This is a genomic window from Aeromonas ichthyocola (assembly GCF_046087985.1).
Classification (GTDB): domain Bacteria; phylum Pseudomonadota; class Gammaproteobacteria; order Enterobacterales; family Aeromonadaceae; genus Aeromonas; species Aeromonas rivipollensis.
On record NZ_JBJSWH010000006.1, the window covers coordinates 14025 to 38449 of the forward strand.

Annotated in this window: 24 protein-coding genes; 11 read left to right on the top strand and 13 right to left on the bottom strand. The window is 63.6% G+C overall.

The genetic code is table 11. The features are described 5' to 3' along the window. Positions 1-61: 61 nt before the first annotated feature. Positions 62-976: a DMT family transporter gene (locus ACF2JD_RS17220; RefSeq protein WP_139745052.1), complete on the top strand. Its 915-nt coding sequence runs from the start codon at positions 62-64 to the stop codon at positions 974-976. A gap of 37 nt (positions 977-1013) precedes the next feature. Here ACF2JD_RS17220 and envZ read toward each other — a convergent pair whose 3' ends face one another. Both envZ and ompR read right to left on the bottom strand, forming a co-directional pair. Beyond that, a complete protein-coding gene (gene envZ / locus ACF2JD_RS17225; protein WP_440987850.1) occupies positions 1014-2324 on the bottom strand; it encodes a two-component system sensor histidine kinase EnvZ in 1311 nt (436 codons plus the stop codon). Continuing rightward, positions 2321-3040, bottom strand: a complete 720-nt coding sequence (gene ompR, locus ACF2JD_RS17230; protein ID WP_111911588.1) for an osmolarity response regulator transcription factor OmpR — start codon at positions 3038-3040, stop codon at positions 2321-2323. Before ompR ends, envZ begins: the two co-directional genes overlap by 4 nt. A 225-nt stretch (positions 3041-3265) precedes the next feature. On the opposite strand from ompR, the gene greB reads away from it, so the two are divergent. Continuing rightward, entirely contained in the window at positions 3266-3739 is a 474-nt protein-coding gene (greB, locus tag ACF2JD_RS17235; RefSeq protein ID WP_025325381.1) for a transcription elongation factor GreB, read from the top strand. 226 nt (positions 3740-3965) lie between these two features. After that, complete coding sequence (locus ACF2JD_RS17240; RefSeq protein ID WP_440987851.1) at positions 3966-6278, top strand: helix-hairpin-helix domain-containing protein; 2313 nt, start codon at positions 3966-3968, stop codon at positions 6276-6278. Positions 6279-6344: 66 nt separating this feature from the next. Here the strand turns inward: ACF2JD_RS17240 and ACF2JD_RS17245 are convergent, their stop codons facing one another. The 3 genes from ACF2JD_RS17245 to bioH form a co-directional block, all read right to left on the bottom strand. Further along, positions 6345-7106 (bottom strand): putative metalloprotease CJM1_0395 family protein, encoded by a 762-nt coding sequence (locus ACF2JD_RS17245; RefSeq protein ID WP_440987852.1) that lies wholly within the window; start codon positions 7104-7106, stop codon positions 6345-6347. Between the two features lies 1 nt (position 7107). Next, a complete protein-coding gene (locus tag ACF2JD_RS17250; protein WP_025325378.1) occupies positions 7108-7341 on the bottom strand; it encodes a flagellar hook protein FlgE in 234 nt (77 codons plus the stop codon). 71 nt (positions 7342-7412) lie between these two features. After that, complete coding sequence (gene bioH / locus ACF2JD_RS17255) at positions 7413-8177, bottom strand: pimeloyl-ACP methyl ester esterase BioH (protein ID WP_440987853.1); 765 nt, start codon at positions 8175-8177, stop codon at positions 7413-7415. Positions 8178-8215: 38 nt separating this feature from the next. On the opposite strand from bioH, the gene ACF2JD_RS17260 reads away from it, so the two are divergent. Both ACF2JD_RS17260 and nfuA read left to right on the top strand, forming a co-directional pair. Then, positions 8216-8944 carry a ComF family protein gene (locus ACF2JD_RS17260; protein ID WP_440987854.1) on the top strand — a complete coding sequence of 243 codons (729 nt, stop codon included), beginning with the start codon at positions 8216-8218 and terminating at the stop codon, positions 8942-8944. Between the two features lie 159 nt (positions 8945-9103). Further along, positions 9104-9682, top strand: coding sequence for a Fe-S biogenesis protein NfuA (gene nfuA / locus ACF2JD_RS17265; RefSeq protein ID WP_033129997.1), 579 nt, complete (start codon positions 9104-9106; stop codon positions 9680-9682). A gap of 79 nt (positions 9683-9761) precedes the next feature. Here nfuA and gpsA read toward each other — a convergent pair whose 3' ends face one another. The 3 genes from gpsA to ACF2JD_RS17280 are packed head-to-tail and all read right to left on the bottom strand — an operon-like array spanning position 9762 to position 11718. Next, the gene (gpsA, locus tag ACF2JD_RS17270; RefSeq protein ID WP_303807740.1) at positions 9762-10766 is read right to left on the bottom strand and encodes an NAD(P)H-dependent glycerol-3-phosphate dehydrogenase; all 1005 of its coding nucleotides are present in this window, start codon (positions 10764-10766) and stop codon (positions 9762-9764) included. Between the two features lie 2 nt (positions 10767-10768). Beyond that, positions 10769-11239 carry a protein-export chaperone SecB gene (gene secB / locus ACF2JD_RS17275; RefSeq protein ID WP_005328525.1) on the bottom strand — a complete coding sequence of 157 codons (471 nt, stop codon included), beginning with the start codon at positions 11237-11239 and terminating at the stop codon, positions 10769-10771. Positions 11240-11286: 47 nt separating this feature from the next. Next, on the bottom strand, positions 11287-11718 hold the full coding sequence (locus tag ACF2JD_RS17280; RefSeq protein ID WP_106885241.1) for a rhodanese-like domain-containing protein: 432 nt from the start codon (positions 11716-11718) through the stop codon (positions 11287-11289). A 337-nt stretch (positions 11719-12055) separates the two neighbouring features. On the opposite strand from ACF2JD_RS17280, the gene gpmM reads away from it, so the two are divergent. After that, a complete protein-coding gene (gpmM, locus tag ACF2JD_RS17285) occupies positions 12056-13585 on the top strand; it encodes a 2,3-bisphosphoglycerate-independent phosphoglycerate mutase (RefSeq protein ID WP_106885242.1) in 1530 nt (509 codons plus the stop codon). 9 nt (positions 13586-13594) lie between these two features. Next, positions 13595-14998 (top strand): peptidoglycan DD-metalloendopeptidase family protein, encoded by a 1404-nt coding sequence (locus tag ACF2JD_RS17290; protein WP_392415726.1) that lies wholly within the window; start codon positions 13595-13597, stop codon positions 14996-14998. A gap of 278 nt (positions 14999-15276) precedes the next feature. Here ACF2JD_RS17290 and ACF2JD_RS17295 read toward each other — a convergent pair whose 3' ends face one another. Further along, positions 15277-15927, bottom strand: a complete 651-nt coding sequence (locus tag ACF2JD_RS17295) for a Qnr family pentapeptide repeat protein (protein WP_440987855.1) — start codon at positions 15925-15927, stop codon at positions 15277-15279. 89 nt (positions 15928-16016) lie between these two features. On the opposite strand from ACF2JD_RS17295, the gene ACF2JD_RS17300 reads away from it, so the two are divergent. Together ACF2JD_RS17300 and ACF2JD_RS17305 are read left to right on the top strand one after the other, a co-directional pair. Continuing rightward, positions 16017-17024 (top strand): substrate-binding domain-containing protein, encoded by a 1008-nt coding sequence (locus ACF2JD_RS17300; protein ID WP_106885245.1) that lies wholly within the window; start codon positions 16017-16019, stop codon positions 17022-17024. A gap of 129 nt (positions 17025-17153) precedes the next feature. Further along, positions 17154-17543, top strand: a complete 390-nt coding sequence (locus ACF2JD_RS17305) for a nuclear transport factor 2 family protein (protein ID WP_440987856.1) — start codon at positions 17154-17156, stop codon at positions 17541-17543. Here the strand turns inward: ACF2JD_RS17305 and ACF2JD_RS17310 are convergent. The 4 genes from ACF2JD_RS17310 to ACF2JD_RS17325 all read right to left on the bottom strand — a co-directional run bounded on the left by ACF2JD_RS17310 (position 17532) and on the right by ACF2JD_RS17325 (position 21383). Beyond that, entirely contained in the window at positions 17532-18224 is a 693-nt protein-coding gene (locus ACF2JD_RS17310) for a helix-turn-helix domain-containing protein (RefSeq protein ID WP_440987857.1), read from the bottom strand. The genes ACF2JD_RS17305 and ACF2JD_RS17310 overlap by 12 nt on opposite strands. 140 nt (positions 18225-18364) lie before the next feature. Then, positions 18365-19006 carry a bifunctional 4-hydroxy-2-oxoglutarate aldolase/2-dehydro-3-deoxy-phosphogluconate aldolase gene (locus ACF2JD_RS17315; protein ID WP_139745061.1) on the bottom strand — a complete coding sequence of 214 codons (642 nt, stop codon included), beginning with the start codon at positions 19004-19006 and terminating at the stop codon, positions 18365-18367. Between the two features lie 9 nt (positions 19007-19015). Continuing rightward, positions 19016-20812 (bottom strand): phosphogluconate dehydratase, encoded by a 1797-nt coding sequence (edd, locus tag ACF2JD_RS17320; RefSeq protein WP_440987858.1) that lies wholly within the window; start codon positions 20810-20812, stop codon positions 19016-19018. Positions 20813-20873: 61 nt separating this feature from the next. Further along, on the bottom strand, positions 20874-21383 hold the full coding sequence (locus tag ACF2JD_RS17325) for a gluconokinase (RefSeq protein WP_025325364.1): 510 nt from the start codon (positions 21381-21383) through the stop codon (positions 20874-20876). Between the two features lie 164 nt (positions 21384-21547). Between ACF2JD_RS17325 and ACF2JD_RS17330 the strand changes: the two genes are divergently transcribed. Together ACF2JD_RS17330 and pssA are read left to right on the top strand one after the other, a co-directional pair. Continuing rightward, positions 21548-22909, top strand: coding sequence for a GntP family permease (locus tag ACF2JD_RS17330; RefSeq protein WP_234570133.1), 1362 nt, complete (start codon positions 21548-21550; stop codon positions 22907-22909). A 153-nt stretch (positions 22910-23062) separates the two neighbouring features. After that, positions 23063-24412 (top strand): CDP-diacylglycerol--serine O-phosphatidyltransferase, encoded by a 1350-nt coding sequence (gene pssA / locus ACF2JD_RS17335; protein WP_162520212.1) that lies wholly within the window; start codon positions 23063-23065, stop codon positions 24410-24412. The last annotated feature ends 13 nt before the right edge of the window (positions 24413-24425 follow it).

Genomic DNA, 24425 nt, shown 5'->3' on the forward strand with positions numbered 1-24425 from the left:
CGACAATGTTGCAAACAGGCTGATAGACTGCCCCCTTGCCTCAGTCAGCGGAACGACCCAGATGCTCAAGAATCAGAAGAAAGCCTATCAATACGGACTCTGCGCCGTCGCCCTCTGGTCGACGGTAGCCACCGCCTTCAAGATATCCCTCGCCTACTTCGAGCCGGTGCAGTTGCTGCTGGTCGCCGCTATCACCTCAACCCTGACCTTGGGGTCCATCGTGGCGATCCAGGGCAAGCTGCCCCTGCTGCTGAGCTATCTCAGGGCCCGCCCCTTCTACTATCTGGCCCTGGGGGTGCTGAACCCCTTCCTTTACTACCTGCTGCTGTTCAAGGCCTATGACCTGCTGCCTGCCCAGCAGGCCCAGACCCTCAACTACACCTGGGCCATCACCTTGAGCCTGCTGGCAGTCCCCTTCCTCGGCCAGAAGCTCCGGCGCCGTGACGGCGTGGCCATAGTGCTTGGCTACTTCGGCGCCCTGGTGATCGCCACCAGGGGGGATGTGTTCGGCCTGCAATTCGACAGCCCGCTCGGGGTGACGCTGGCCCTGGTCTCGACCCTCATCTGGGCCGGCTACTGGATCCTCAATACCCGCAATCAGGGGGATCCCATCGTCAGCCTGCTGCTCGGCTTCCTCATCAGCCTGCCGTTCATCGTGGTGGCGACCTGGCTGCTCGCCGACTTTGCCATGACCGCATGGCAGGGCTGGCTCGGGGCCATTTATGTGGGACTGTTCGAGATGGGCTTTGGCTTCGTGCTCTGGCTGATGGCCCTGCGCCACGCCACCAACACGGCCCCCATCAGCAACCTCATCTTCATCTCGCCGTTTGCTTCGCTGGTGCTGCTCAACCTGCTGATCGGTGAAGCCATTCATCCCGCCACCCCCATAGGGCTGGCGCTGATCGTCGCCGCCCTGCTGATCCAGCAACTCAAATACGGCAAGCGCTACCGCAAGACGGCAGAGCCACAAGCCTGACAATGCAGAAGGACGCATCCACAGATGCGCCCTTCGTTCAATCCATCCACTCCAGCGGCTGGTGCTTGGGTAGCCGGATCTCCACCAGCAAGCCCCCCAGATCAGAGCGGCCCAGCTTGATGGTGCCGTGGTGCTGGGACACTATCTTTGCGACTATGGCCAGCCCCAGGCCACTGCCACCGCCGGTGCGCGCCAGATTGCCCTGGGTAAAGGGCTTGAGCACCCGGGAGTAGTCCTGCTCCGCAATCCCGGGGCCATTGTCGGAGAGCCGCAACCTGACCCAGTGACCATCGTCCTTCAGCTCGGCCTGCAACCGGGTCGCGCCGTAGCGCAGCGCATTGCCCGACAGGTTGTTGAGGATGCGGCGGATGCTGATGGGATGGCAGGCCACTCGCACCGCCTGCTCCGGCAGGAGCAGCTCCACCTCCAGCCCCTGATCGGTCTGCATCAGCAGCGCATCGTGGATGAGCTGGGTCAGGTCGATCGGATGGGCCTCCAGCCCCTCGTTCGGGCGTATGTAGTCGATGAACTGATCTATGATGCCGTTGGACTCGTCGATATCCGCATTGATGCTCTCCTTGAGGTACTCATCCCCGGAGGACATCATCTCGGTCGCCAGCCGGATGCGGGTCAGGGGCGTACGCAGATCGTGGGAGACCCCGGCCATCATCAGGTTGCGCTCTTCGATAAGGCCCTTGATGGAGTGCGACATGTGGTTGAAGGTGCGGGTCAGGCGGCGTACCTCCCGCGATCCGTGCTCTCCCAGGGCATCGGGGAACTGGCCCCGCGCCACGGCCACGGCCCCCGCCTCCAGATCCTCCAGCGGTCGCACCAGTTGGCGGGCGAAGCGCCAGGCCGCAAACAGGGTCACCACCAGCAGCACGCTCATGTAGATGATGAGAGGCTCTATGTCGTCATCCTCGATCTCGGTCAGGGGGATGCGCACCCACATCTGGCTGACCTGGGGCGGCTGGATCCAGATGATGTAATGGTCCTGGATCTCGACTCTGACCTTGGTTTCCCCCTTCAGCTCGCGGCTGATGTTCTCCTCCAGATAGGGGTAGGGCTTGGAATCCTTGAGTCCGTGCTGCTCCGCCTCGCTCTGGGTGTAGATGTCGCTGCCCGTGGTCACATAGACCAGCGCCTCGGCATCCTCGCTCAGCGCCAGCTGGTTGCTGTCGGCAGGGAAGATGAGCTTGACCTGATTGGCCAGCAGGTGGCTGATCTGCTTGACGGTGGGCGCCAGCAGATAGTTGTAGAAGGTGGCGTAGGAGACCACCTGATAGACCACCAGCACGGCGGCCAGGAACCAGAGCATGCGGGAGAACATGCTGCCCACTTTTTTCATTCCCCGTCACCGTCCGGCACGAAGACATAGCCCAGGCCCCACACTGTCTGCAGGTAACGGGGCTGGGCAGGATCCTGCTCCAGCAGACGGCGCAGGCGGGAGACCTGCACATCTATGCTGCGCTCTGTGGCTGTGTATTCCCGGCCCCGGGCCAGGTTCATCAGCTTGTCCCGGGAGAGCGGCTCGCGAGGGTGGCTCACCAATACCTTGAGGACGGCAAACTCGCCGCTGGTCAGGGCGACCGGATCCCCGTCGCGGCTCAGCTCGCGGGTCGCCAGGTTGAGTTGATAGGCGCCAAAGCTCACCATCTTCTCGGCGGTGGACGGTGCGCCGGGCAGCTCGACGGTATGGCGGCGCAACACGGCGCGGATCCGGGCCAGCAACTCACGGGGGTTGAACGGCTTGGGCAGATAGTCATCCGCCCCCATCTCCAGACCGACGATGCGATCCACTTCGTCCCCCTTGGCGGTGAGCATCAGCACCGGGATCTGGTTGCCCGCCTCTCGCAGGCGGCGGCAGATGGAGAGCCCGTCCTCCCCCGGCAGCATCAGGTCGAGTACCATCAGGCTGAAGTTCTCGCGTGTCAGCAGGCGATCAGCCTGCTCTCCATTGGCAACGCCCCGCACCACAAATCCCTGTTCGGTGAGGTAACGCTCCAGCAGGGAGCGTAGTTTCAGGTCGTCGTCGACCACCAGGACCTTGTATTGCTGACTCATTGCCGCCTCTCCTCTCTGTCTCCTCCCAATACTAGGGCTCGCTCTGGCAACCACAAAGCATAAATATGTTACCGGTTATTACCCTTGGCCGGGGGATCTCTGGGATGGAACGGCGCCGAATGGGCCGCTTGCAATGCATTTCTGCTCGACACTCGGACGCCAATGGCTAAGATCCCGAGCAAGACGACGCAACCCACCATGCAGGCAGCAGGGACTGATAAGCCCATGAAAACCAAACTCATCACCCGTGAAGGCTACAACCAGCTCCGGCAGGAGCACGACACCCTGTGGCGTGAGGAGAGACCCGAGGTCACCAAGAAGGTAGCCTGGGCGGCGAGCCTCGGGGATCGCAGCGAGAACGCCGACTACCAGTACAACAAGAAGCGGCTGCGGGAGATTGACCGCCGTGTCCGCTACCTGCGCAAGTGCCTGGAGGAGCTGACCATAGTCGATTACTCCCCCTCCCAGGAGGGCAAGGTGTTCTTCGGCGCCTGGGTCGAGGTGGAGAGTGAGGAGGGAGAGACCAAGCGCTTTCGCATCGTCGGCTATGACGAGATCTTCGGTCGCAAGGATTACATCTCCATCGACTCCCCCATGGCCCGCGCCCTGCTCAAGAAAGAGGTCGGCGACGAGGCCATAGTGCGCACGCCAGTGGGCGACGCCTGCTGGTATGTCAACGACATCAGCTACCCCAAGTGACCTTGCCGGGAGAGCGCGGGCCCACCCGCCCCCGCGGGGTCAGGCTGGCGTCCTTGCCCGGGGTGGCATCCCCGGCGTCGACCTCATATAGTGCTCACACCCGGCGCCTTGCGGCGCCAACCGGCCGCAGAAGCGCACCGGGAGTCAGCTGACGAGCCAGCAGCCCGCCGCGACAACTCCCAACCACTGCCGGCCCGTAGGACAGACCCGACCACAGAGACCCCAGATGCACAGCCATGTAATTGAGAGACAGATTGCCGGTGAGCTGAATGCCCGCCCGGAACAGGTGCAGGCCGCCGTGCGCCTGCTGGATGAAGGCTCGACCGTTCCCTTTATCGCCCGTTATCGCAAGGAGGTGACCGGCGGTCTGGACGACAGTCAGCTGCGTACCCTGGAGAGCCGCCTCGGCTATCTGCGTGAACTGGAAGATCGCCGCCAGGTGATCCTTCGCTCCATCGAGGAGCAGGGCAAGCTGACCCCCGAGCTGGCGCGCGAGCTGAACGGTGCCGACAGCAAGACCCGGCTGGAAGATCTCTATCTCCCCTACAAGCCCAAGCGTCGCACCAAGGGGCAGATGGCCATAGAAGCTGGGCTGGAGCCGCTGGCCAACCTGTTGCTCACCGATCCCATGCAGGATCCCGAGCAGGCGGCAGCCCGCTTCCTCAATGCCGACCAGGGGATCACCGACAGCAAGGCCGCCCTCGACGGCGCCCGTTACATCCTGATGGAACGCTTCGCCGAGCAGGCCGATCTGCTGGAGAAGCTGCGGGACTACCTGTGGCAGAACGCCACCCTGCGCGCCCGCGTGGTGGCGGGAAAGGAGCAGGAAGGGGCCAAGTTCAAGGACTACTTCGAACACGACGAGCCGCTGCACAAGGCCCCCTCCCACCGGGTGCTGGCCATGCTGCGCGGCCGCAACGAGGGGATCCTCAACCTGGCGCTGGTCACCGGTGACGATGAGAGTGCCAGCCCTTGCGAAGGGATCATCGCCCATCACCTCAAGCTCAATCTGCAGAGCCGTCCGGCCGACAAGTGGCTGCAGGGGGTGGTGAGCTGGACCTGGAAGATCAAGCTCTCCCTGCAGATGGAAACCGAGCTTATCGGCCGCATCCGCGAATCGGCAGAGGACGAGGCGATCAAGGTGTTCGCCATGAACCTCAAGGATCTGCTGATGGCAGCGCCGGCCGGCATGCGTTGCACCATGGGGCTGGATCCCGGCATCCGCACCGGGGTCAAGGTAGCCGTGGTGGACGCCACCGGCAAGCTGGTCGATCACGCCACCATCTACCCGTTCGAACCCAAGCGCCAGATTGACCAGAGCCTCAAGACCCTGAGCGAGCTGTGCCAGAAGCACAAGGTCGAGCTCATCAGCATAGGCAACGGCACCGCCTCCCGGGAGACCGACCGCCTGGTGAGCGATCTGTTCGAGCGCTACCCCGCCGCCAAGGCGCAGAAGATAGTAGTGAGCGAAGCGGGGGCCTCGGTCTACTCCGCCTCCGAGCTCGCCTCCCAGGAGTTCCCGGATCTCGACGTCTCCATCCGTGGTGCCGTCTCCATCGCCCGCCGCCTGCAGGACCCCCTTGCCGAGCTGGTCAAGATCGACCCCAAGAGCATAGGCGTGGGTCAGTACCAGCACGACGTCGGCCAGAGCCAGCTGGCCCGCCGGCTGGATGCCGTGGTCGAGGATTGCGTGAACGCGGTCGGTGTGGATGTGAATACCGCCTCGGTCGCCCTGCTCAACCGGGTTTCCGGCCTCTCCCAGACCCTGGCCCAGAATATCGTCGCCTATCGGGATGAAAACGGCGCCTTCAAGAGCCGCCAGCAACTGCTGAAGGTGAGCCGACTCGGGCCCAAGGCGTTCGAGCAGTGCGCCGGCTTCCTGCGCATTCGCGGCGGCAACAATCCGCTGGACGGCTCGGCGGTGCACCCGGAATCCTATCCGGTGGTGGAGCGGATCCTCGCCCAACTTGAACAGACAGTGGACAGCCTGCTCGGCAACAGCAGCCTGCTGCGCAGCCTGAAACCGGCCGACTACACGGACGAGCAATTCGGCGTGCCCACAGTCACCGACATCATAGGCGAGCTGGACAAGCCGGGCCGGGATCCGCGCCCCGAGTTCAAGACCGCCACCTTCAGGGACGGGGTGGAGAAGATAAGCGACCTGGTGCCCGAGATGGTGCTGGAAGGTGTGGTCACCAACGTCACCAATTTCGGCGCCTTCGTCGACATCGGCGTCCATCAGGACGGGCTGGTGCACATCTCCTCCCTGACCGACCGTTTCGTCAAGGATCCCCGCGAAGTGGTCAAGGCGGGTGACATTGTGCGGGTCAAGGTGCTGGAGGTGGATGTACCGCGCAAGCGCATCAGCCTGACCATGCGCCTCGACGAGAAAGCGGGGCAACCCGCCCGCAAGCCGGCGGAATCCCGCCCATCGGGTGCAGGCACCGCCAGACCCAGGCAGGAGTCGAAACAGAGCGCCCCAGCCGGTGGCGCCATGGGCAACGCCTTCGCCGCCGCCCTCTCCAAGATGAAGACGTGATTGCCCCGAAACGACAAAAGCCCCGCGAGGGGCTTTTTTACATCGCCTGCATAGACCCGGACTAGCTCAGATGTCCTGGCTGAAGGTCTGACGAGGAGCGGGCCTGACGGCCTGCTGGTAGTGCTGGGCTATCACCTGATTGCGCCTCTCCATGTAGGCACCGAGCGGCCCGATTGAAGCGCCCTTGACCTCCATCAGCTCCTTGCGGGCCTGGGCCTCTTTGGCGGTGGCGGCGCGGGCCACGCTCAGATCCTGTGACGAGGGCTCTGCCGGTGCCAGGGCGGCGGCACGCACCTGCTGCATCTTGGCGAGAGTGGCAGCCGGGTCGCCCGGGATGGCGCCGATGTCGATGGCCACCTCACCCCCGGTGGCATAACGCTTGCCATCCGGCCCATGGGAAAACTGGTAGCTGGGGCTGCCCGCATGCTCGCCGCCTGCCATCTGGTGCGCCTGCTCATGCTTGCGTACCTCGAGATCCCGCTCAACCAGCGCGGCCAGCTGGCGCTGCTGCCTCTGTTGCTCCTGCTGTTCGGGATCCTGCTGCTGCCGGCGCTGGCTCTCCTCCCCCGTGGCCTCGACGAAGCGATGGGACGGGGGCGTCGGGCTGGCCTGCGCATTATCCCGGGTCGAAGCGGCGGGCGGATTGGGATTGGCCTGGGCGGCTCTGGACTTGTCTTTCTGGGAGGCAACGCCGGACTCGGCGGCGGAGGCCTCACCCTGGCGTGCGGGAGGCACCAGCTCAGCACGGCGGTTGTCAGTCTGCGCCGATTCAGTCTGCGGTTGCAGCTGATTGGGGATCAGGGGCGGCAGGCTGACGTTGATGTTCATCTCACACCTTGATGTCTATCAGGGTGCCCAACATGTCGCTGGCGGTCTGGATCACCTTGGCGGAGGCGCCGGCATGCAGCTCGGCCACCTTGAGATTGACCAGCTCGTCCGTCACCTGTACCTGGTCGCCCGCCGGGGTGTTGAGGCGGGCGAGCTGCCCGGATGCCTGACCGGCCAGTTGCTCGGCCCGCTGGAATCCCTGTACGCCCGTGGTCATGGCAGAATCGATACGCATCGGCTCACTCCTTTCATGGTTGGCTGATTATCCACCACCTAGAGGCGTTATTGAAGCATGTCGCTCAAGGATCAGCCAATGAACTGTCGCAACAGGGTAATGAAAGGCTCTGGGTGGGAGATGAAGGGGGCGTGGGAGGCCTTCTCCAGCACCAGGCTGCGGCTCGCAGGATAGCGCTCGTCCAGCAGCGGTATGGCCGCCTTGGGCACCAGGGAATCCAGCCTGCCATAGATGCGCAACCAGGGCAGATCCAGGTCGGCCAGCTCATCCCGCAGATCCACGTCGGCCAGCAGGCCGAGACCCGCCTCCAGCGCGGCAAGCTGGGGGGCAGGACGCTCCGCCAGCCAGTGGCGCAACTGGCGAATGTCGTTTCTGGCATGCTCGCTGCCCATGGCCTGGATCGCCAGGAAGCGCTCTATGGTCTGCATGAAGTCCCCCGCCAGCATCTGGTTGAACCCCGCAAGCACCTTGGGGGCAATCCCGGGCCAGTCTTCGCGGGCCATGAAGCAGGGGGAGCTGGCGACCGTGATGAGGGAGTGAAGCCGCTCGGGCCGGGTCAGGGCCAGCTGGCTCGCCACCAGACCACCGAGGGACCAGCCAAGCAGATGGCATTTTTCCGGCAGGACTGTGGCAACCTGCTCCGCCAGCCAGGGCAAGGAGTAGTCACTCCCCTCGCCAAGGGGGCTGTTGCCAAACCCGGGCAAGTCCACCAGGTGCAGCCGATAGTGGGCCGCCAACTGCTGGGCAATACCGTGCCAGACAGCACCATTCATGCCCCAGCCATGCAACAACACCAGGTCCTGACCCTGGCCAAACCGCTCAACCGATACGCTCATCTAGACTCAAGATCCCTGTTCATCTGCTTGGAGCCTGCATGTTAAAGCGGCTGCTCGCCAAAGCAAGTCCGATCCTCGGCAGCCGGTCCGACTGGCTCGGCCTCTGCCTGCTCTGTCGCCAGCCCTGTGATGATCAGCCTCTGTTGTGCAGTTGGTGTCAGCACTCCCTACACCAGCCTTGCCGCAAATGCAGGCTGTGCGCGACCCCCTTGCCAGAGCACCATGCAGGAAACGAGCTGCTGTGCGGACGCTGCCAGCGCAGGCCGCCGCCCTGGGAGCGGCTGCAGGTGATAGGTGACTATCAGCTCCCCTACTCCCTGCTCATTCCCCGGCTGAAATACTCGGGCCAGATCCTGCTGGTGCCGCTGCTCGCCCGCCTGCTGGCCGACCATCTGGAGGGAGACGATCCCCCCGAGGCCATCATTCCGGTCCCCCTGCACTGGTGGCGCCAGTGGTGGCGCGGCTTCAATCAGGCGGAAGAGATTGGACTGGCCCTTGGCGCGCTCACCGGCATCCCCTGCGACACCCGGCTGCTGCGCAGGATCAGGGCCACTCCGCAGCAAACCCGGCTCAGTGCCGGCCAGCGGCGGCGCAACCTGCGCGGCGCCTTCCAGATAGCACCTCACAGCTATCGTCATGTCGCCCTGCTCGATGACGTGGTGACCACGGGCGCCACCGCCGGCCAGCTCAGCCGTTTACTCCGCAAAAGTGGCGTTGAGAAGGTGGAAGTGTGGGCACTTTGCCGAACGCAGAGGCACATCAAATAGCCGGGACGGCATGGATAGGAGGAAATAGCGGTCTGGCGTCTTGTCATGCGCTTGTTGCGCTCAGGGTCACATAGGGTAGCCATCGACACGCTACCCAAGCCCCGCCAAGCGAGTTATCATGAATACCCTAGTCGTACACTCAGGTTTATGAGGATAGTGATGATCAGCATTTCCGACACCGCCCAGGCCCACTTCCGCAAGTTGCTGGAGAAGCAGCCTGATGGCACCAACATCCGGGTGTTTGTGGTCAATCCGGGAACCCAGAATGCCGAGTGCGGCGTATCCTATTGCCCACCCGACGCGGTCGATCCGGAAGATCAACACCTGCCCTTCAGCGGCTTCGACTGTCTGGTCGATCCCCTGAGCGCCCCTTACCTGGTCGATGCCACCATCGACTTCGTCACCGATCAGATGGGCTCCCAGCTCACCCTGAAGGCGCCCAACGCCAAGATGCGCAAGGTGGCCGACGATGCCCCCCTGGCCGATCGCATCGAATACGTGCTGATGTCAGAGGTGAACCCCATGCTGGCCGGTCACGGCGGCAAGGTGACCTTGATTGACATCACCGACGACAAGCTGGCGATTTTGCAGTTCGGTGGTGGTTGCAACGGCTGTTCTCAGGTGGATTACACCCTGAAAGAGGGGATCGAGAAGCAGCTGCTGGAGAAATTCCCGGGCGAGCTCAACGGCGTGAAGGATGCCACCGAGCACCAGCGTGGCGATCACTCCTACTATTGATCTCCCCGCCCTGCCCATGAAAAAGGCCCTGCCAATTGGCAGGGCCTTTTGCTATCCGGCAAACCGAATGCAAGGGCGACTATTCGTCCTTCTTGTCTCGCGACAGCAGGGCGATGGCCGCCTCTTTCGGGTTCTTGCCTTCGTACAGCACCTTGAAGATCTGCTCGCAGATGGGCATCTCGACGCCACAACGGGCCGCCAGCAGATGCACCTCCTTGGTGTTGCGATAGCCTTCCACCACCTGACCGATCTCGGCCATGGCGGTATCCACGCTCTTGCCGGCCCCGAGGGCCAGACCGAAGCGACGGTTGCGGGACTGGTTGTCGGTACAGGTCAGCACCAGATCCCCGAGCCCTGCCATTCCCATGAAGGTCTTGGCATCCGCCCCCAGTGCGGCACCGAGGCGCTGCATCTCTACCAGGCCCCGGGTGATGAGCGCGGTTCTGGCGTTGGCGCCAAAACCCAACCCGTCGGAGAGACCGGCACCGATGGCGATGACGTTCTTGACCGCCCCGCCCAGTTGCAGACCGATGAAGTCCGGATTGGTATAGACCCGGAACGAGCGGCCGCAGTGCAGCAGTTGCGAGAGATCGTCGGCGAAGTCGTCGTGAGTCGATGCCACAGAGATGGCGGTCGGCAGGCCGGCGGCCAGCTCTCTGGCGAAAGTCGGACCCGAGATCACCGCCAGCGGGATAGTCTCCCCCAGCACGTCACGGGCCACGTCCTGCAGCAGCCGGCCGCTGTCCGGCTCCAGCCCCTTGGTGGCCCAGGCGATACGGGTATCCGGGCGCAGGAAGGGTTTGACCCGGGCCAGCACCTGACCGAACACATGGCTCGGCACCACCAGCAGCAACACGGGAGCGGCCTGCACCGCAGCTTGCAGATCGGCAGTCAGCTGCAGATCGGCGGGGAAAGGGACATCAGGCAAAAACGCCTTGTTGCAGCGATCTTGTTCCAGCTCGGCGACATGGGCGGGATCGTGACCCCACAGCAGGGTCGGATGGCCGTTGCGCGCCAGAGAAATGGCAAGGGCGGAGCCATAAGACCCCGCCCCCAAGACCGAGATTGCGATCTGGTCGGCCATTATCAGGCTTCCGCAGTCGCCTGCTGGGCCTGAACCTGTGCCATGTGCTGGGCAAACAGGGCGTCGAAGTTGACCGGTGCCAGGTTCAGCTGCGGGAAGGAACCCTTGCTCACCAGGTTGGCCACGGCTTCGCGGGCATAGGGGAACAGGATGTTCGGGCAGAAGGCGGCCAGGCAGTGTGCCAGCTGCGGCTCCGGCAGGTTGCCGATGGTGAAGATACCGGCCTGCTGCACTTCACACAGGAAGGCGGTCTCGGTTTCCAGCTTGCAGGTCACGGTCAGGGTCAGCACGACCTCGTACACGCCGTCAGCCAGGACATTGGTCTTGGTGTCCATGTCCAGCTTGACGTCCGGCTGCCACTCTTTCTGGAAGATGTGCGGAGTATTGGGGGCTTCGAAGGAGACATCCTTGGTGTAGACACGCTGGATGTGGAATTCCGGTTGCACTTCCTGATTGTTGATTTCGTCAGCCATTTCGTTTGATTCCTTTTTAAGACAATGAGTGGGCGCAGGCCCTTAAATCAGCGTTTTTTGGTCACCGGCAGATTATCTGCACGCCATTGGGCCATGCCACCGCTGAGCACATATACCTGTTTGAAACCGGCTTTGCTCAGTTGGCGACCCGCGCCACCAGCGGTCATCCCCGACTCGCACACCACTATGATGGGGGCATCTTTGTGCTTTTCAACCGGTCCCAGATTGTTCGCCTGGATCTGGGTGAGGGGCAGGTGATGGGCGCCGGCCAGATGACCCTTGGCAAACTCATCCTGACTGCGAATGTCCACCACAGTGGCATTTTCACGGTTGATCAGCAGGGTGGCGCCGTGATTGTTCACCGCCTTCACCGGAGAAAAACGAGCACGCACAGTGGTGTACACCAGGGTGCCTGCCAGGCCGAACCAGGCTGCTGCCAGCAGCGGGTTGCGGGCCGCAAAATCCAAATACTCTTGCATCTTCTACTATCCAGGGACCAAGACAAGGGCCCGAGTATACATGGGGCCCTTGATAAGATCAGCCATCTTGGCGGCAAAGCGAGAGCAAGCTCCCATCAGGGATTGTCCGCCCCCAAACCGGCTTGGGGACGGGGCTGCCACCCGCTGCGGGGGAGAGGCGCCAGGGGGAGAACCCTGCACAAAGACAAGCCGGCAACATGCCAAATACAGCCGGATAACAGGTAAAAACAGAGGTGGAAGAGGGACTTGGCTATCAGGTGACTATTTCGGCAGATGTAGTAATATTACGCTAGTTTCACTTCCCGCAATTCATTCCTATCCGAGAGGACATAGTCTTATGTCAACAGCTAAGAAACCTTTGGTTCTGGTCATCATGGACGGTTGGGGCTACAGCACCAAGCAAGAGCACAACGCCGTTGCCGCCGCCAAGACCCCGAACCTGGACCGCCTGGCCCGTGACTACACCAGCACCCTGATCTCCGGCTCCGGCCTGGATGTGGGTTTGCCGGACGGCCAGATGGGCAACTCCGAAGTGGGCCACGTCAACATCGGCGCCGGTCGCATCGTCTATCAGGAGCTGACCCGCATCTCCAAAGACATCCAGGACGGCGACTTCTTCCAGAACGTCGAGCTGGGCAAGGCTGTTGACGCTGCCGTGACCAAGGGCAAGGCCGTGCACATCATGGGTCTGATGTCCCCGGGTGGCGTACACAGCCACGAAGAGCACATCATGGGCATGATCGAAATGGCCGCCAAGCGTGGCGCCGAGAAGATCTACTTCCACGCCTTCCTGGATGGCCGCGACGTGCCGCCGCGCTCCGCCCAGTCCTCCATCGAGCAGTTCGACGCTCTGTTCGCCCGCCTGGGCAAGGGTCGTTTCGCCTCCATGATCGGCCGTTACTTCGCCATGGACCGTGACAACCGCTGGGATCGCGTGCAGCAAGCCTATGACCTGATGACCCAGGGCAAGGGCGAGTTCACCGCCGACAACGCCACCGACGCCCTGGCTGCCGCCTATGCCCGTGAGGAGAACGACGAGTTCGTCAAGGCCACCCGCATCGGCGACGCCGCCCCTATGATCGACGGCGATGCGCTGATCTTCATGAACTTCCGTGCCGACCGTGCCCGCGAGATCACCCGCGCCTTCGTCGACAGCGACTTCACCGGCTTCGCCCGTGCCGCCACCCCGGCGCTGAACTTCGTGATGCTGACCGAGTACGCGGCCGACATCAAAACTGCCTGCGCCTACCCGCCCACTGCCCTGGTCAATACCCTGGGCGAGTGGCTGGCCAAGCAGGGCAAGACCCAGCTGCGCATCTCCGAGACCGAAAAGTACGCTCACGTCACCTTCTTCTTCAACGGTGGCGAAGAAGATTGCTTCACCGGTGAAGACCGCGAGATCGTCGCCAGCCCGAAAGTGGCCACCTATGACCTGCAGCCGGAGATGAGCTCCGAAGAGCTGACCGACAAGCTGGTCGGCGCCATCAAGAGCGGCAAGTACGATGTCATCATCTGCAACTACCCGAACGGCGACATGGTTGGCCACACCGGTGTGTTCGATGCGGCCGTCAAGGCCTGCGAAGCCGTTGACCACTGCATAGGTCGCGTCACCGAGGCCCTGGCGGAAGTGGGTGGCGAGTGCCTGATCACCGCCGACCACGGCAACGCCGAGAAGATGCTGGACGAAGAGACTGGTCAGGCCCACACCGCCCACACCAATCTGCCGGTTCCCCTCATCTATTTCGGTCGCAAGGCCGAGGTACTGGAAGGCGGCAAACTGTCCGATCTGGCCCCGACCATGCTGACCCTTATGGGTCTGCCTGTGCCGCCGGAAATGACTGGCAAGCCCCTGATGATTCTGAAATAATCCTGCCCCATGCGGGGATGCGAAGTTATTTCACAGAAAACCAGTCGCGTCGGCCTGTTGGCCGGCGCGCTGTTTTTTTGCCTGGTCGGCGGCGCCGGCACGGCCCAGGCTGCGAACCAGCAGCTGGGGGCCATGCAGTCCGAGATCAAGGAACAGCAGAAGACCCTCAAGCTCAGCAAGCAGGAGCTTGCCAAGCTCAACACCCAGCTCAAGGCTGACGAGCAGGCCATCTCGGCCGCCGCCGCCAAGCTGGATCAGACCAGACTGCAACTGAAGCAGAACCAGCAGAAGCTGGCCGACCTGCAGCAGGACAAGCTGGCGCTGGAACAACAAGCCAAACACCAGAAACAGTTGCTGGCCAAGCAGGCGGAAAGCGCCTTCCAGGCGGGCAACCACGACTACCTCAAACTGCTGCTAAATCAGCAGGATCCGGCCAAGCTGAGCCGCTCTCTTGATTACTACGACTATCTCAACAAGGCTCGCATCGAGGCCATAGACGCCCTGCGCGCCACCCGCAACAAGCTGGCGAAAAACCAGCTGGCCACCAAAGAGACCGAGACCAGGCTGCAGACCCTGCTGAGCGAACAGCAGGAGCATCACCAGAGCCTGCTGGCCAGCCAGCAGAGCCGTGCCAAGGTGCGCAACCAGTTGCAGCAGTCGGTGCAAAACGACGAACAGAAGCTCACCAAGCTGGTCAAGGCGGAGAAGGCCCTGAAGGCCAGGCTAGAAGAGTTGCGTCGCCAGCAGGAAGAGAAGGAACGCCGCGAGCGGGCCGAGCGGGAGCGCCTCGCCAAGATCAAGGCCGAGCAGGAGCGCCAGCGCCGCCTGGAGGCCCAGCGCCTGGCCGCAGAGCAGAAGCGGATTGCGGAGCAGCAACGGATCGCGGCCCAGCAGCAGAAGGCCGGCGAACAACAACGGCTCGCCGCCGAGCAACAAAGGGTCACCGAACAGCAGAACCGGGTGGCGAAGCAGCAAGCCGCCGCGCGCAGCAGCAGCACCAAGGCCAGTGGCGGCTACAACGGCCTCAGCACCAACGGCAGCCTGCGCTGGCCGGTACAGGGCCCCATCCTCATCTCCTACGGCTCGCCGCGCACCGCCGAACTGAAGTGGAAGGGCACCCTGATAGGCGCAAGCGAGGGGACCCAGGTCAAGGCGGTGGCGCCTGGCCAGGTGGTCTATGCGGACTGGCTGGACGGCTTCGGCATGCTGCTGGTGATAGACCACGGCCGCGGCTACATGAGCCTCTACGGTCACAATCAGTCGCTGCTGCGTCAGGTGGGCCAGAGCGTGGAGCAGGGCGAACCCGTGGCCCTGGTCGGCGACAGCGGCGGCCAGGACAGACCCGGCCTCTACTTCGAGATCCGCTATCAGGGCGAGGCCATCAACCCGACCAAGTGGCTGGCCAGACGCTAAGCCCACCTTGGCGAGGCCATCAACCCGCCCACGACAGCTGGCCAGATGCAAAGCCCACCCTTGGCGAGGCCATCAACCCGGCCAACAACAGCTGGCCAGGCTGAGCCAGCGCCCCCTCATCCCCAGCCCTTCTCCCGCGAGGGGAGAAGGGAGCGAACGACGGCATACCCTCACCGCTCCCCCAGCAAAAAGCCTGCATCACGCAGGCTTTTTGCTTTGCAGGGGAAGAGCCGTACCGCCCGTCCTGGTTGATGAAAACTTACATCGTTTTCCCCGTCTCAGGGGAAGACGACCAGGCCTATCTGCTCCAGCAAGGCCTGCTGCTGCTCCTCGTTTATCTGCACCCCGTCCAGGTTGACCCGGCGCAGATCCAGCCCGGGCAGATCGCACTGGCGCAGATCGCAGCCCTGCAGGTTGAAGCTGGTCCAGTCGATCTGCCCAAACTCGGAGCCGCTGAGATCGGATCCCGCCAGGGAGGCCCCCAGCAGGCTGGCCCCCTGCCAGCGGTTGCCGCCGAGTTCGCACTTCTCCAGCAGGCAGCCGTCGAAGTTGGCGTAGCTGAAATTGTTTCCCGTAAGATGAGCCTCGCAGAAGTAGCTCTTTGCGGTGATCTGGTTGGCGAAGCTGGCGTGGCCGAAGTTGATGCCGACCGCCTGACAGTCGCGCATCTCCAGCCCAAGGCACTGGCTGCGGCTGCAATCCGCCAGAGTGAGATCGCAGCGCAAAAAGCTCGCCTCCCGCAGGTCGCAGCCTTGCAACAGGCAGCCCCGCTCACTCTCCCGATCGTAGAAGCTGCAGTCGACGAAGCGGCTATCGCTCAGATCCAGCCAGGAGAAGTTGCAGTCGATAAAGCGGCACTCCGAGAACTGCGCCCCCTCCACCTCCTGCTGCTCGAACCTCTTCCCCTCGAAACACTTGCCCTTGATCATCCCCAGCCTCTCCTGTGATGGCGTCATATGCTGACTTTGTTGCGCAAAAACGGTAATGTTACCTGTAACATTCTTTGCCGGATCCCGAGATGAACGACACCCGCAAGCGCCGCCCCACACTGCAGGACATCGCCGACCTGACCGGGGTCACCAAGATGACGGTCAGCCGCTACCTGCGTGACCCGTCCGCCGTGGCCGAAGGCACCCGTGAGCGGATCGCCGCGGCGGTGGAGGAGCTCGGCTACATCCCGAACCGGGCGCCGGACATGCTCTCCAACGCCACCAGCAAGGCGATCGGCATACTGATCCCCTCCCTCTCCAACCAGGTCTTCTCGGCGGTGATCCACGGCATAGAGGCGGTGACCCGGCCCGCCGGCTACCAGACCCTGCTCGCCCACTACGGTTACAGCCCGGAGCGGGAGGAGGAGCAGGTTGCCTCCCTGCTCTCCTACAACGTGGATGGCCTCATCCTCTCGGACACCCAGCACACAGAGCGCACCCGCAAGATGATCGCCACCGCCGGCATTCCCGTGGTGGAGACCATGGATCTGCCGCTCTCCCCCATCGACATGGTGGTCGGCATGGATCACCGCGCCGCCGCCCGGGCCATGGTAACAGAGATGCTGCGCCGGGGACGGCGCAAGGTGGTCTACCTGGGGGCGCGCCTCGATGTGCGTACCCAGCTGCGGATGGAGGGCTACTACCAGGCGATGGCGGACTTCGGCCTGGATGGCCAGCACCTGCTGACCGAACAGTCCTCCAGCTTCACCCTGGGCGGTGAGCTGCTGGAGCAGGCCATGGCCCGCTACCCCGATCTCGACGGCCTGTTCTGCACCAACGACGACGTGGCGGTCGGTGCCCTGCTGCAGTGCCAGGCCAAGTGGATACCCGTGCCCCAGCAGATCGCCATCGCCGGCTGCAACGCCCTCGACATAGGCCACGCCATGACCCCCAAGCTGGCGAGCATCAGCACCCCCCGCGAGGCCATAGGTCGCGAGGCGGCCGCCATGTTGCTGGCCAGGCTCAATGGGCAACCCCAGGCCGAGCACCGCAAGGACATGGGCTTCTCCCTCTATGAGGGGGAGAGCCTGGGCTGATCCCGCCCCTTCACACCCACCCGGCGCCACTTTGGCGCCTGTGACCGCCATGATGGCGCGTCCTCCCGGGATCCTTCCCTGCTCACAGACTTATGCTGGCGCAGCTTGTCCCACAATCAGGAGCAGAAGATGAATCACACCGAAAGATTGAAGACCTGCCTGCAGCGCGTCATCTGCGATCCCGGCTTCACCCTGGCCGAGCTCGACACCTGGTTCAGCCCCGACTATTGCCAGCAGGTGAACGGCGAGACCCTCGACTACGCCGCCTTTCGCCAGCATATCGCCGCCTTGAGAGGCCATCTGGCGGGGGCCGCCATCGAGTTTGTCGCCACCCTGGAGCTGGGGAAACGGGTACATTCTACCCATCTGGTTCGAGCCACCCGCCAGGATGGCGGCACCCTGACCTGCAAGGTGAGCGGCCTCTTCACCTTTCGCGATGGCCGGCTCTGCCACACCGAGGAGGTCACCTGCCTGCTGGCGGGGGGCAAGGAGGACGCAGACATAGGCTCAAGGCGCTGAGCCACGGCCCTGCACCCGCGCCAGGGCCGCCGAGAAGGCCTCGGGATCCTCATAGCCGAGGATCCCGGCGATCTCGGCAGGCGCCATTCCCTGGTGTTGCAACTGACGGGCCCGCCCCATCAGCACCCGCTCCCGCCACTGGCGGAAACTGCACCCCAGCTGCCGGGCAAAGAGGCGATTGAGGGTGCGCACCGAGGCGCCGCAGTCACTGGCCAGTGCCTCCAGCGTCACCTTGACGGAGGGGGCCTGGCACAGCTTCTCCAGCACCCGCAGCAGGCGCGGATCCAGATCCGCGGCCAGGGGGAGCTGCCCCGCCAGCGGAGCGGCGAGTCCCAGCTCGTGGTGAAGCACCCTCAGATAGGCGTCCCGCGTCTCTCCCTCCCCCAGCTCAGGCAGGCGGGCAAAGAGGCCCGCCAGCATGGGGCTCACCTGCAACTGACTGAAAGTGGTGCATGCCGGTTGCGGGCTGTAGAGCAGCGAGAGCCGGGAGTAGCGCAACACGCGAAACTCGTGGGCCCAGCCGGCGGGGATCAGGCAGAGCTGGCCGGCCACCAGCAAGCCGCCCCCATCGTGACCTGTGATGACCCCGCCGCCCTGGTGCAGGTAGCAGTATTGGGCCTGGGGGTGGCTGTGCAGGGTGGTGAGGTGCCCCAGCGGGTAGGAGTGGTGAAGAAAGCTCATAAGGGGCGGCAGGGTGAGGAACCGACCCCGACCTTAAGACAGCCGGCGGCTCCATGCAAATGGCTTTCCTGCCTCCCGGAGCCGGAAAAACGACAGGCCACCCAAGGGTGGCCTGTTCAATTTTTCTAAACGATGTTCGCTTAGCGTTTAACCATTTCAACCGCTTCGCGGGAGAGGCGGGTCACCTCCTCCCAGTTGCCGCTCTTGACCGCATCGGCGGGCAGCATCCAGGAGCCGCCGACCGTGGCCACGCACTTGAGCGCCAGGTAGTCGGCCACGTTTTTCGGGCCTATGCCGCCGGTGGGGCAGAATTTCACCTGGGGCAGGGGCGCGGCTATGGCGGCCAGCGCCTTGGTGCCGCCGTTGGCCTCGGCCGGGAAGAATTTCAGGTGGTCATAACCCGCTTCCAGCGCCTGCATCACCTCAGACGGTGTCGCCACCCCCGGGATCAGCGGCGCCGTGCTCCTGGCCGCGTGGGCCAGCAGCGCCGGAGTCATCCCCGGGGAGATGACGAAGCGGGCACCGGCGGCCACGGCGGCGTCAAACTGTGCACAGTTGAGCACAGTACCGGCACCGACCATGGCATCCGGCATCGCCTTGGCGATGAGGGCGATGGCGTCGAGGGCCACCGGGGTGCGCAGGGTGATCTCGAACACAGAGATGCCGCCATCCAGCAGCGCCTTGGCCATGGGCAGGGCCTGCTCCAGGTCGTTGATGACCATCACGGGTACCAGCGGAGAGGCGGCAAACACCTCGGCAGGGGTCACTTTCCAGTTCTGCATAACTCTTCCTCAGTCAAAGATGGTGGCGCCGCACTCGGCGCTCGATACCGCGCGACGCATCACGCTGAACAGTTCACGGCCCCACCCCTCTTGTTCCTGGGTGAGGTCGATGTCGGCCTGGGTGCGGCCGCTCAAATCGGTCAGGCAGTCGAGGCGACCGCTGTCGGCGTCCACCCGCAGCAGATCGCCATCCCGCAACAGGCCTATGGCCCCGCCGTGCAGCGCCTCCGGGGTAACGTGGATGGCGGCCGGGATCTTGCCGGAGGCGCCGGAGAGGCGACCGTCGGTGACCAGGGCCACCTTGTGGCCGGCCTTCTGCAGGTTGCCGAGCACCGGCATCAGCTTGTGCAGCTCCGGCATGCCGTTGGCGGCAGGGCCATTGTGGCGCACCACTATGACGGCGTCCTGATTGAGCTCACCGGCCTTGTAGGCCGCCTCCACAGCATGCTGGGAGGAGAAGACCCGGGCCGGCGCTTCAATCACCCTGTATTCGGGGGCAACCGCCGAGACCTTGACCACGGCGCGGCCCAGATTGCCGGAAAGCAGCTTGGTGCCGCCTGTGGCCTGAAACACGCTGCCAGCGACGGACAGCACGCTCGGATCCGTGCTCTCCCCCACCGGCTGCCACACCAGCTTGCCATCCACCAGCGCGGGGCGGCTGAGGTAATCCTGCATCTCGCCAAACACAGGGGTGGCATCCAGGTGGATCAGGTCCGCCTCGGCCAGACGGCGCATCAGGCCGGGCACGGCGCCCGCCTGCTCGAAGGCATTCACGTCCGCCGGGCCGTTCGGGTACATGCGCACCAAGAGCGGCACCACGTCGGAGAGATCGCTCAAGTCGTCCCAGGTCAGCTCCAGGCCGGCGGCGCGGGCCAGCGCCACCATGTGGATGCTGTGGTTGGTGCTGCCGCCGGAGGCGAGCAGGGCCACCAGGCCGTTGACCAGGGCGCGCTCGTCCAGCACCTGGCTCAAGGGGCGATAGGCCGGGGAGCCCGGGATCATGGCGCTGATGCGGCGGGCAGCCTCTTCGGTGAGGGCGTGGCGCAACTCGCTGTGGGGGTGCACGAAGGCAGAGCCCGGCAGCATCAGGCCCATGGCCTCGAACACCAGCTGGTTGGTGTTGGCGGTGCCATAGAAGGTGCAGGTGCCGGCCGAATGGTAGGCGCCGCACTCCATCTTCAGCAGGGCATCGCGGCCCACTTCGCCGGCGGCGTACTGCTGGCGCACCTTCACCTTCTCGTCGTTGCCTATGCCGCTCGCCATGGGGCCGGCGGGCACGAAGGCGGTGGGCAGGTGCGCATGGGAGAGGGCCCCCATGATCTGGCCCGGGGCTATCTTGTCACAGATGCCGAGCAACAGGGTGGCGTCGAAGGTGTTGTGGGAGAGGGAAACCGCGGTGGCCTGGGCGATGAGATCCCGGGAGAACAGGGACATGTCCATCCCCGGCTGGCCCTGGGTCACGCCGTCGCACATGGCGGGCACGCCGCCGGCGACCTGGGCGCTGTGGCCCAGCTCGGCCAGCGCACCCTTGATGATGTCCGGATAGCCCTGATAGGGCTGATGGGCGCTCAGCATGTCGTTGTAGGCGGTGACTATGGCCACGTTGGCGCGGGTCATGTCGAGGATGCGCCCCTTGTCGTCACAGCTGGAGGCGGCCACGGCGTGGGCCAGGTTGCCACAGGAGAGGGAGGCGCGGGTCTTGCCCTGCTCGGTCTGACGCTGGATGCGGGCCAGGAAGGCCTGGCGGCGGGCGACACTGCGCTCGCGGATGCGGCGGGTCACTTCGGTGATCACGGGATGGGTCATAGGATTGTCTCCAACACGGAAATACGGACGCGATCGACAAAGGCCGGGATCGCGAAATGGCTCATTGCACCTGCGCCAGGGCGGTGACGGCGCGGTCAACCACCTGCTCGAAGGTGCCATCTATGTCGACGCGAAACACACCGGCCTCGCCATCCGGCCGCTCCAGGGTCTCAAACTGACTTTTTACCATGCCTTCCCGCATGAAGTGGCCCTTGCGTGCCCGCATCCGGTCGAGAATGAGGGACTGGCTGCCGTCCAGAAACAAGAAGTGCACCGATTCGTTGCCCTCGCGGATCTGGTCGCGGTACTGCTTCTTGAGGGCCGAGCAGACGATGACGCCCAGCTCGTTCTTCTGCTCCAGGCTGTAGGCCGCATCGCGGATCCGCTCCAGCCAGGGTGCCCTGTCTTCATCGTTGAGAGGGTTGCCGCCCGCCATCTTCTGGATGTTGGCGCGGGGGTGCAGATCATCACCGTCGATGAACTTGGCGCCCAGGGCGCTGGCCACCTTGAGGCCTATGCTGGACTTGCCACTGCCACACACACCCATCACGATAATGCTCTTGCCCGCCATTATTTGACCTCTCTCTCACTTTTCAAAAAACGTTTACCTGATGGGTTCTAAGTTAGCACGTTACCGGTAACATGTTACCGGTAACGTTGCGCAATGTGAAGTGGAGCACAGAAATGTGCAGAACAACTACTAGAACCATTTGAGGACATTTTATGGACGGAGCGATGAACACACCCGATGTCGCCTACCTGCTCTCGGTAGCCGCTGGCGCTATCGTCATGCTGCTGGTGCTGATCATGCGATTCAAGGTACATGCCTTCGTGGCATTGACCCTGGTCAGCATGCTGACGGCCCTGGCCACCGGGGTCACCTATGACCAGGTGATCCCCACCATGCTGACCGGTTTCGGCGGCACCCTGGCCTCTGTCGCGCTGCTGGTCGGCCTGGGGGCCATGATAGGTAGGATCCTGGAGATGACGGGGGGCGCCAAGGTGCTTGCCGACACCCTGATCAACCGCTTCGGCTCCCACCGCGCCCCCTTCGCGCTGGGGATCGCCTCCCTGCTGTTCGGCTTCCCTATCTTCTTCGATGCCGGCCTCATCGTCATGCTGCCCATCATCTTCAGCGTGGCCAAGCAGTTCGGCGGCTCAGTCCTCAAATATGCCCTGCCCTCCGCCGGTGCCTTCGCGGTGATGCACGCCTTCCTGCCACCCCATCCGGGCCCGGTGGCCGCCAGCGAACTGCTGGGTGCCAACATTGGGCTGCTCACCATAGTGGGTCTGCTGGTTGCGCTGCCGACCTGGTATCTGGGTGCCTATTTGTTCGGGCTCTGGTCCGGCAAGAAGTTTGAACTGCCCCTGCCCCCGAGCTTCACCGAGACCGCAGAGCGACTCTCCGACAAGGCGCCGAGCTTTGGCCAGGTGCTCTCCATCCTGCTGCTGCCGCTGGTGCTCATCTTCATGGATACCGGCCTCAACACCCTGAGCGTCATGGGGGTGATCGACAAGGGTGCCGACTGGGTGAACGTGCTGCGCATGGTCGGCAAGACCCCGGTGGCCCTGCTCATCACAGTGCTCTATGCCCTCTGGCTGTTCCGTCAGACCCAGGGCAAGGTGCAGCTCGAGAAGTTCTGCAACGACGCCCTGGCCCCCGTCTGCGCCGTCATCCTGGTAACGGGTGCCGGTGGCATGTTCGGCGGCGTGCTGCGTGCGAGTGGCATTGGCACTGCCCTGGCTGACGTGCTCTCCGACACCGGCATGCCGGTGATCCTGGCCGCCTTCCTGGTCTCCACCGCCCTGCGGGTGGCCCAAGGCTCGGCCACGGTAGCCCTGACCACCACGGCCGCCCTGATGGCGCCGACGGTCGCGGCCACGGCCGGGTTGAGCGATCTGGACCTGACCTTCATCGTCATCGCCATCGCCGGTGGGGCGACCGTGCTCTCCCACTTCAACGATTCCGGTTTCTGGCTGGTCAGCCGCTTCCTCAACATGGACGAGAAGACCACCCTCAAGACCTGGACAGTGATGGAGACACTGCTCGGTACCATCGCCTTCCTCATCGTTGCCATGGCAAGCATCGTCTTCTAACTCCCCCATATCGGGGCCCCATCCGGCGGCCCCGATATGGCGTTCCATCGACATTTTTACGGATTCTTGCTTGGGCCCATCGCCGCAGGTTGCTAGAATTGCCTATTCATCGCCCCGAGTGGAACGCTTCATCCCGTGATTTCAGGCTTCTCTATGCATTCATCGGCACATTATCGACAGTTGCTGGCACGTTTACCCCAGATCGCGGTTGCCGCAGATCAGTTCCAGGTACTCAACAGCGCCAAAGATTTCAAGAGCCGTATCCTCTCGCTCATCGCCAACGCGACCCAGCGTATCTATCTGATCGCCCTCTACCTGCAGGATGACGAGGCGGGACGGGAAATCCTCTCCGCCCTCTACGCCGCCAAGCAGCGCAACCCCGCCCTCGACATCAAGGTCTTCGTCGACTTCCACCGCGCCCAGCGCGGCCTGATCGGCAAGGGCAAACAGGGGGGCAACCACCTGATGTATCAGGCCATGGCCGCCCGCCATGAACACCAGATCGAGATCTACGGCGTGCCGGTCAAGGGCCGCGAGCTGCTCGGCGTCCTGCACCTCAAGGGCTTCATCTTCGACGACATCCTGCTCTACTCGGGTGCCAGCCTCAACGACATCTACCTGCACCAGCAGGAGCGCTACCGCTTCGATCGCTATCACCAGATCCACAGCCAGGCGCTGACCCGCAGCATGGTCAACTACGTGGATGACGTCTTCCTCAAGAGCGAGGCCGTGCAGCGGCTGGATCGCACCGGCATCCCGGGCGCCAAGCAGCTCAAGGGGCAGATCCGCCGCTTCAAGCACAACCTGCGCACCAGCCAGTACCGCTTCGAGAGCATACCGGCCAACAGCCAGGAGATCGCCATCACCCCCATGGTGGGCCTGGGCAAGCGCGGCAACCAGCTCAACCGGATGATCCGCAACCTGGTAAGGGCCACCGAGCGGGAGATCTTCATCTGCACCCCTTACTTCAACCCTCCCAAGGAGTTGAACAAGGACGTGGAGGCCCTGCTCAAGCGCGGCTGCAAGGTGACCATAGTGGTGGGCGACAAGACAGCCAATGACTTCTTCATCCCGCCGGAGGAGAAATTCTCCACCATAGGCGGCCTGCCCTATCTCTACGAGACCAACCTGCGCAAGTTTGCCGAGCGCAACCAGCACCACATCGACAGCGGCCGTCTCAACCTGATGCTCTGGTGTTGCGACAAGCACTCCTATCACCTCAAGGGGATCTTCGTGGACGAGGAGTGGGCCCTGCTCACCGGCAACAACCTCAATCCCCGCGCCTGGGCGCTGGATCTGGAGAACGGCCTGTTGGTTCATGACCGTCACCACCACCTGCGCGTGCGCTTCCAGGAGGAGCGCGAGAACATACTGGCTCACACCCGTCGCATCAGCCACTTCGATCAGATCGAGCAGATCAAGGATTACCCCGAGCAGGTGCGCAAGCTCCTTGCCAGGATCCACAGGGTCAGGGCCCACATCCTGCTCAAGCGGATCATCTAGGCCTTATCAGCCT

Coding starts and splice junctions, on each gene's coding strand:
- ACF2JD_RS17220 (WP_139745052.1), top strand. CDS start 62: ATGCTCAAGAATCAGAAGAAAGCCTATCAATACGGACTCTGCGCCGTC.
- envZ (WP_440987850.1), bottom strand. CDS start 2,324: ATGAAAAAAGTGGGCAGCATGTTCTCCCGCATGCTCTGGTTCCTGGCC.
- ompR (WP_111911588.1), bottom strand. CDS start 3,040: ATGAGTCAGCAATACAAGGTCCTGGTGGTCGACGACGACCTGAAACTA.
- greB (WP_025325381.1), top strand. CDS start 3,266: ATGAAAACCAAACTCATCACCCGTGAAGGCTACAACCAGCTCCGGCAG.
- ACF2JD_RS17240 (WP_440987851.1), top strand. CDS start 3,966: ATGCACAGCCATGTAATTGAGAGACAGATTGCCGGTGAGCTGAATGCC.
- ACF2JD_RS17245 (WP_440987852.1), bottom strand. CDS start 7,106: ATGAACATCAACGTCAGCCTGCCGCCCCTGATCCCCAATCAGCTGCAA.
- ACF2JD_RS17250 (WP_025325378.1), bottom strand. CDS start 7,341: ATGCGTATCGATTCTGCCATGACCACGGGCGTACAGGGATTCCAGCGG.
- bioH (WP_440987853.1), bottom strand. CDS start 8,177: ATGAGCGTATCGGTTGAGCGGTTTGGCCAGGGTCAGGACCTGGTGTTG.
- ACF2JD_RS17260 (WP_440987854.1), top strand. CDS start 8,216: ATGTTAAAGCGGCTGCTCGCCAAAGCAAGTCCGATCCTCGGCAGCCGG.
- nfuA (WP_033129997.1), top strand. CDS start 9,104: ATGATCAGCATTTCCGACACCGCCCAGGCCCACTTCCGCAAGTTGCTG.
- gpsA (WP_303807740.1), bottom strand. CDS start 10,766: ATGGCCGACCAGATCGCAATCTCGGTCTTGGGGGCGGGGTCTTATGGC.
- secB (WP_005328525.1), bottom strand. CDS start 11,239: ATGGCTGACGAAATCAACAATCAGGAAGTGCAACCGGAATTCCACATC.
- ACF2JD_RS17280 (WP_106885241.1), bottom strand. CDS start 11,718: ATGCAAGAGTATTTGGATTTTGCGGCCCGCAACCCGCTGCTGGCAGCA.
- gpmM (WP_106885242.1), top strand. CDS start 12,056: ATGTCAACAGCTAAGAAACCTTTGGTTCTGGTCATCATGGACGGTTGG.
- ACF2JD_RS17290 (WP_392415726.1), top strand. CDS start 13,595: ATGCGGGGATGCGAAGTTATTTCACAGAAAACCAGTCGCGTCGGCCTG.
- ACF2JD_RS17295 (WP_440987855.1), bottom strand. CDS start 15,927: ATGATCAAGGGCAAGTGTTTCGAGGGGAAGAGGTTCGAGCAGCAGGAG.
- ACF2JD_RS17300 (WP_106885245.1), top strand. CDS start 16,017: ATGAACGACACCCGCAAGCGCCGCCCCACACTGCAGGACATCGCCGAC.
- ACF2JD_RS17305 (WP_440987856.1), top strand. CDS start 17,154: ATGAATCACACCGAAAGATTGAAGACCTGCCTGCAGCGCGTCATCTGC.
- ACF2JD_RS17310 (WP_440987857.1), bottom strand. CDS start 18,224: ATGAGCTTTCTTCACCACTCCTACCCGCTGGGGCACCTCACCACCCTG.
- ACF2JD_RS17315 (WP_139745061.1), bottom strand. CDS start 19,006: ATGCAGAACTGGAAAGTGACCCCTGCCGAGGTGTTTGCCGCCTCTCCG.
- edd (WP_440987858.1), bottom strand. CDS start 20,812: ATGACCCATCCCGTGATCACCGAAGTGACCCGCCGCATCCGCGAGCGC.
- ACF2JD_RS17325 (WP_025325364.1), bottom strand. CDS start 21,383: ATGGCGGGCAAGAGCATTATCGTGATGGGTGTGTGTGGCAGTGGCAAG.
- ACF2JD_RS17330 (WP_234570133.1), top strand. CDS start 21,548: ATGAACACACCCGATGTCGCCTACCTGCTCTCGGTAGCCGCTGGCGCT.
- pssA (WP_162520212.1), top strand. CDS start 23,063: ATGCATTCATCGGCACATTATCGACAGTTGCTGGCACGTTTACCCCAG.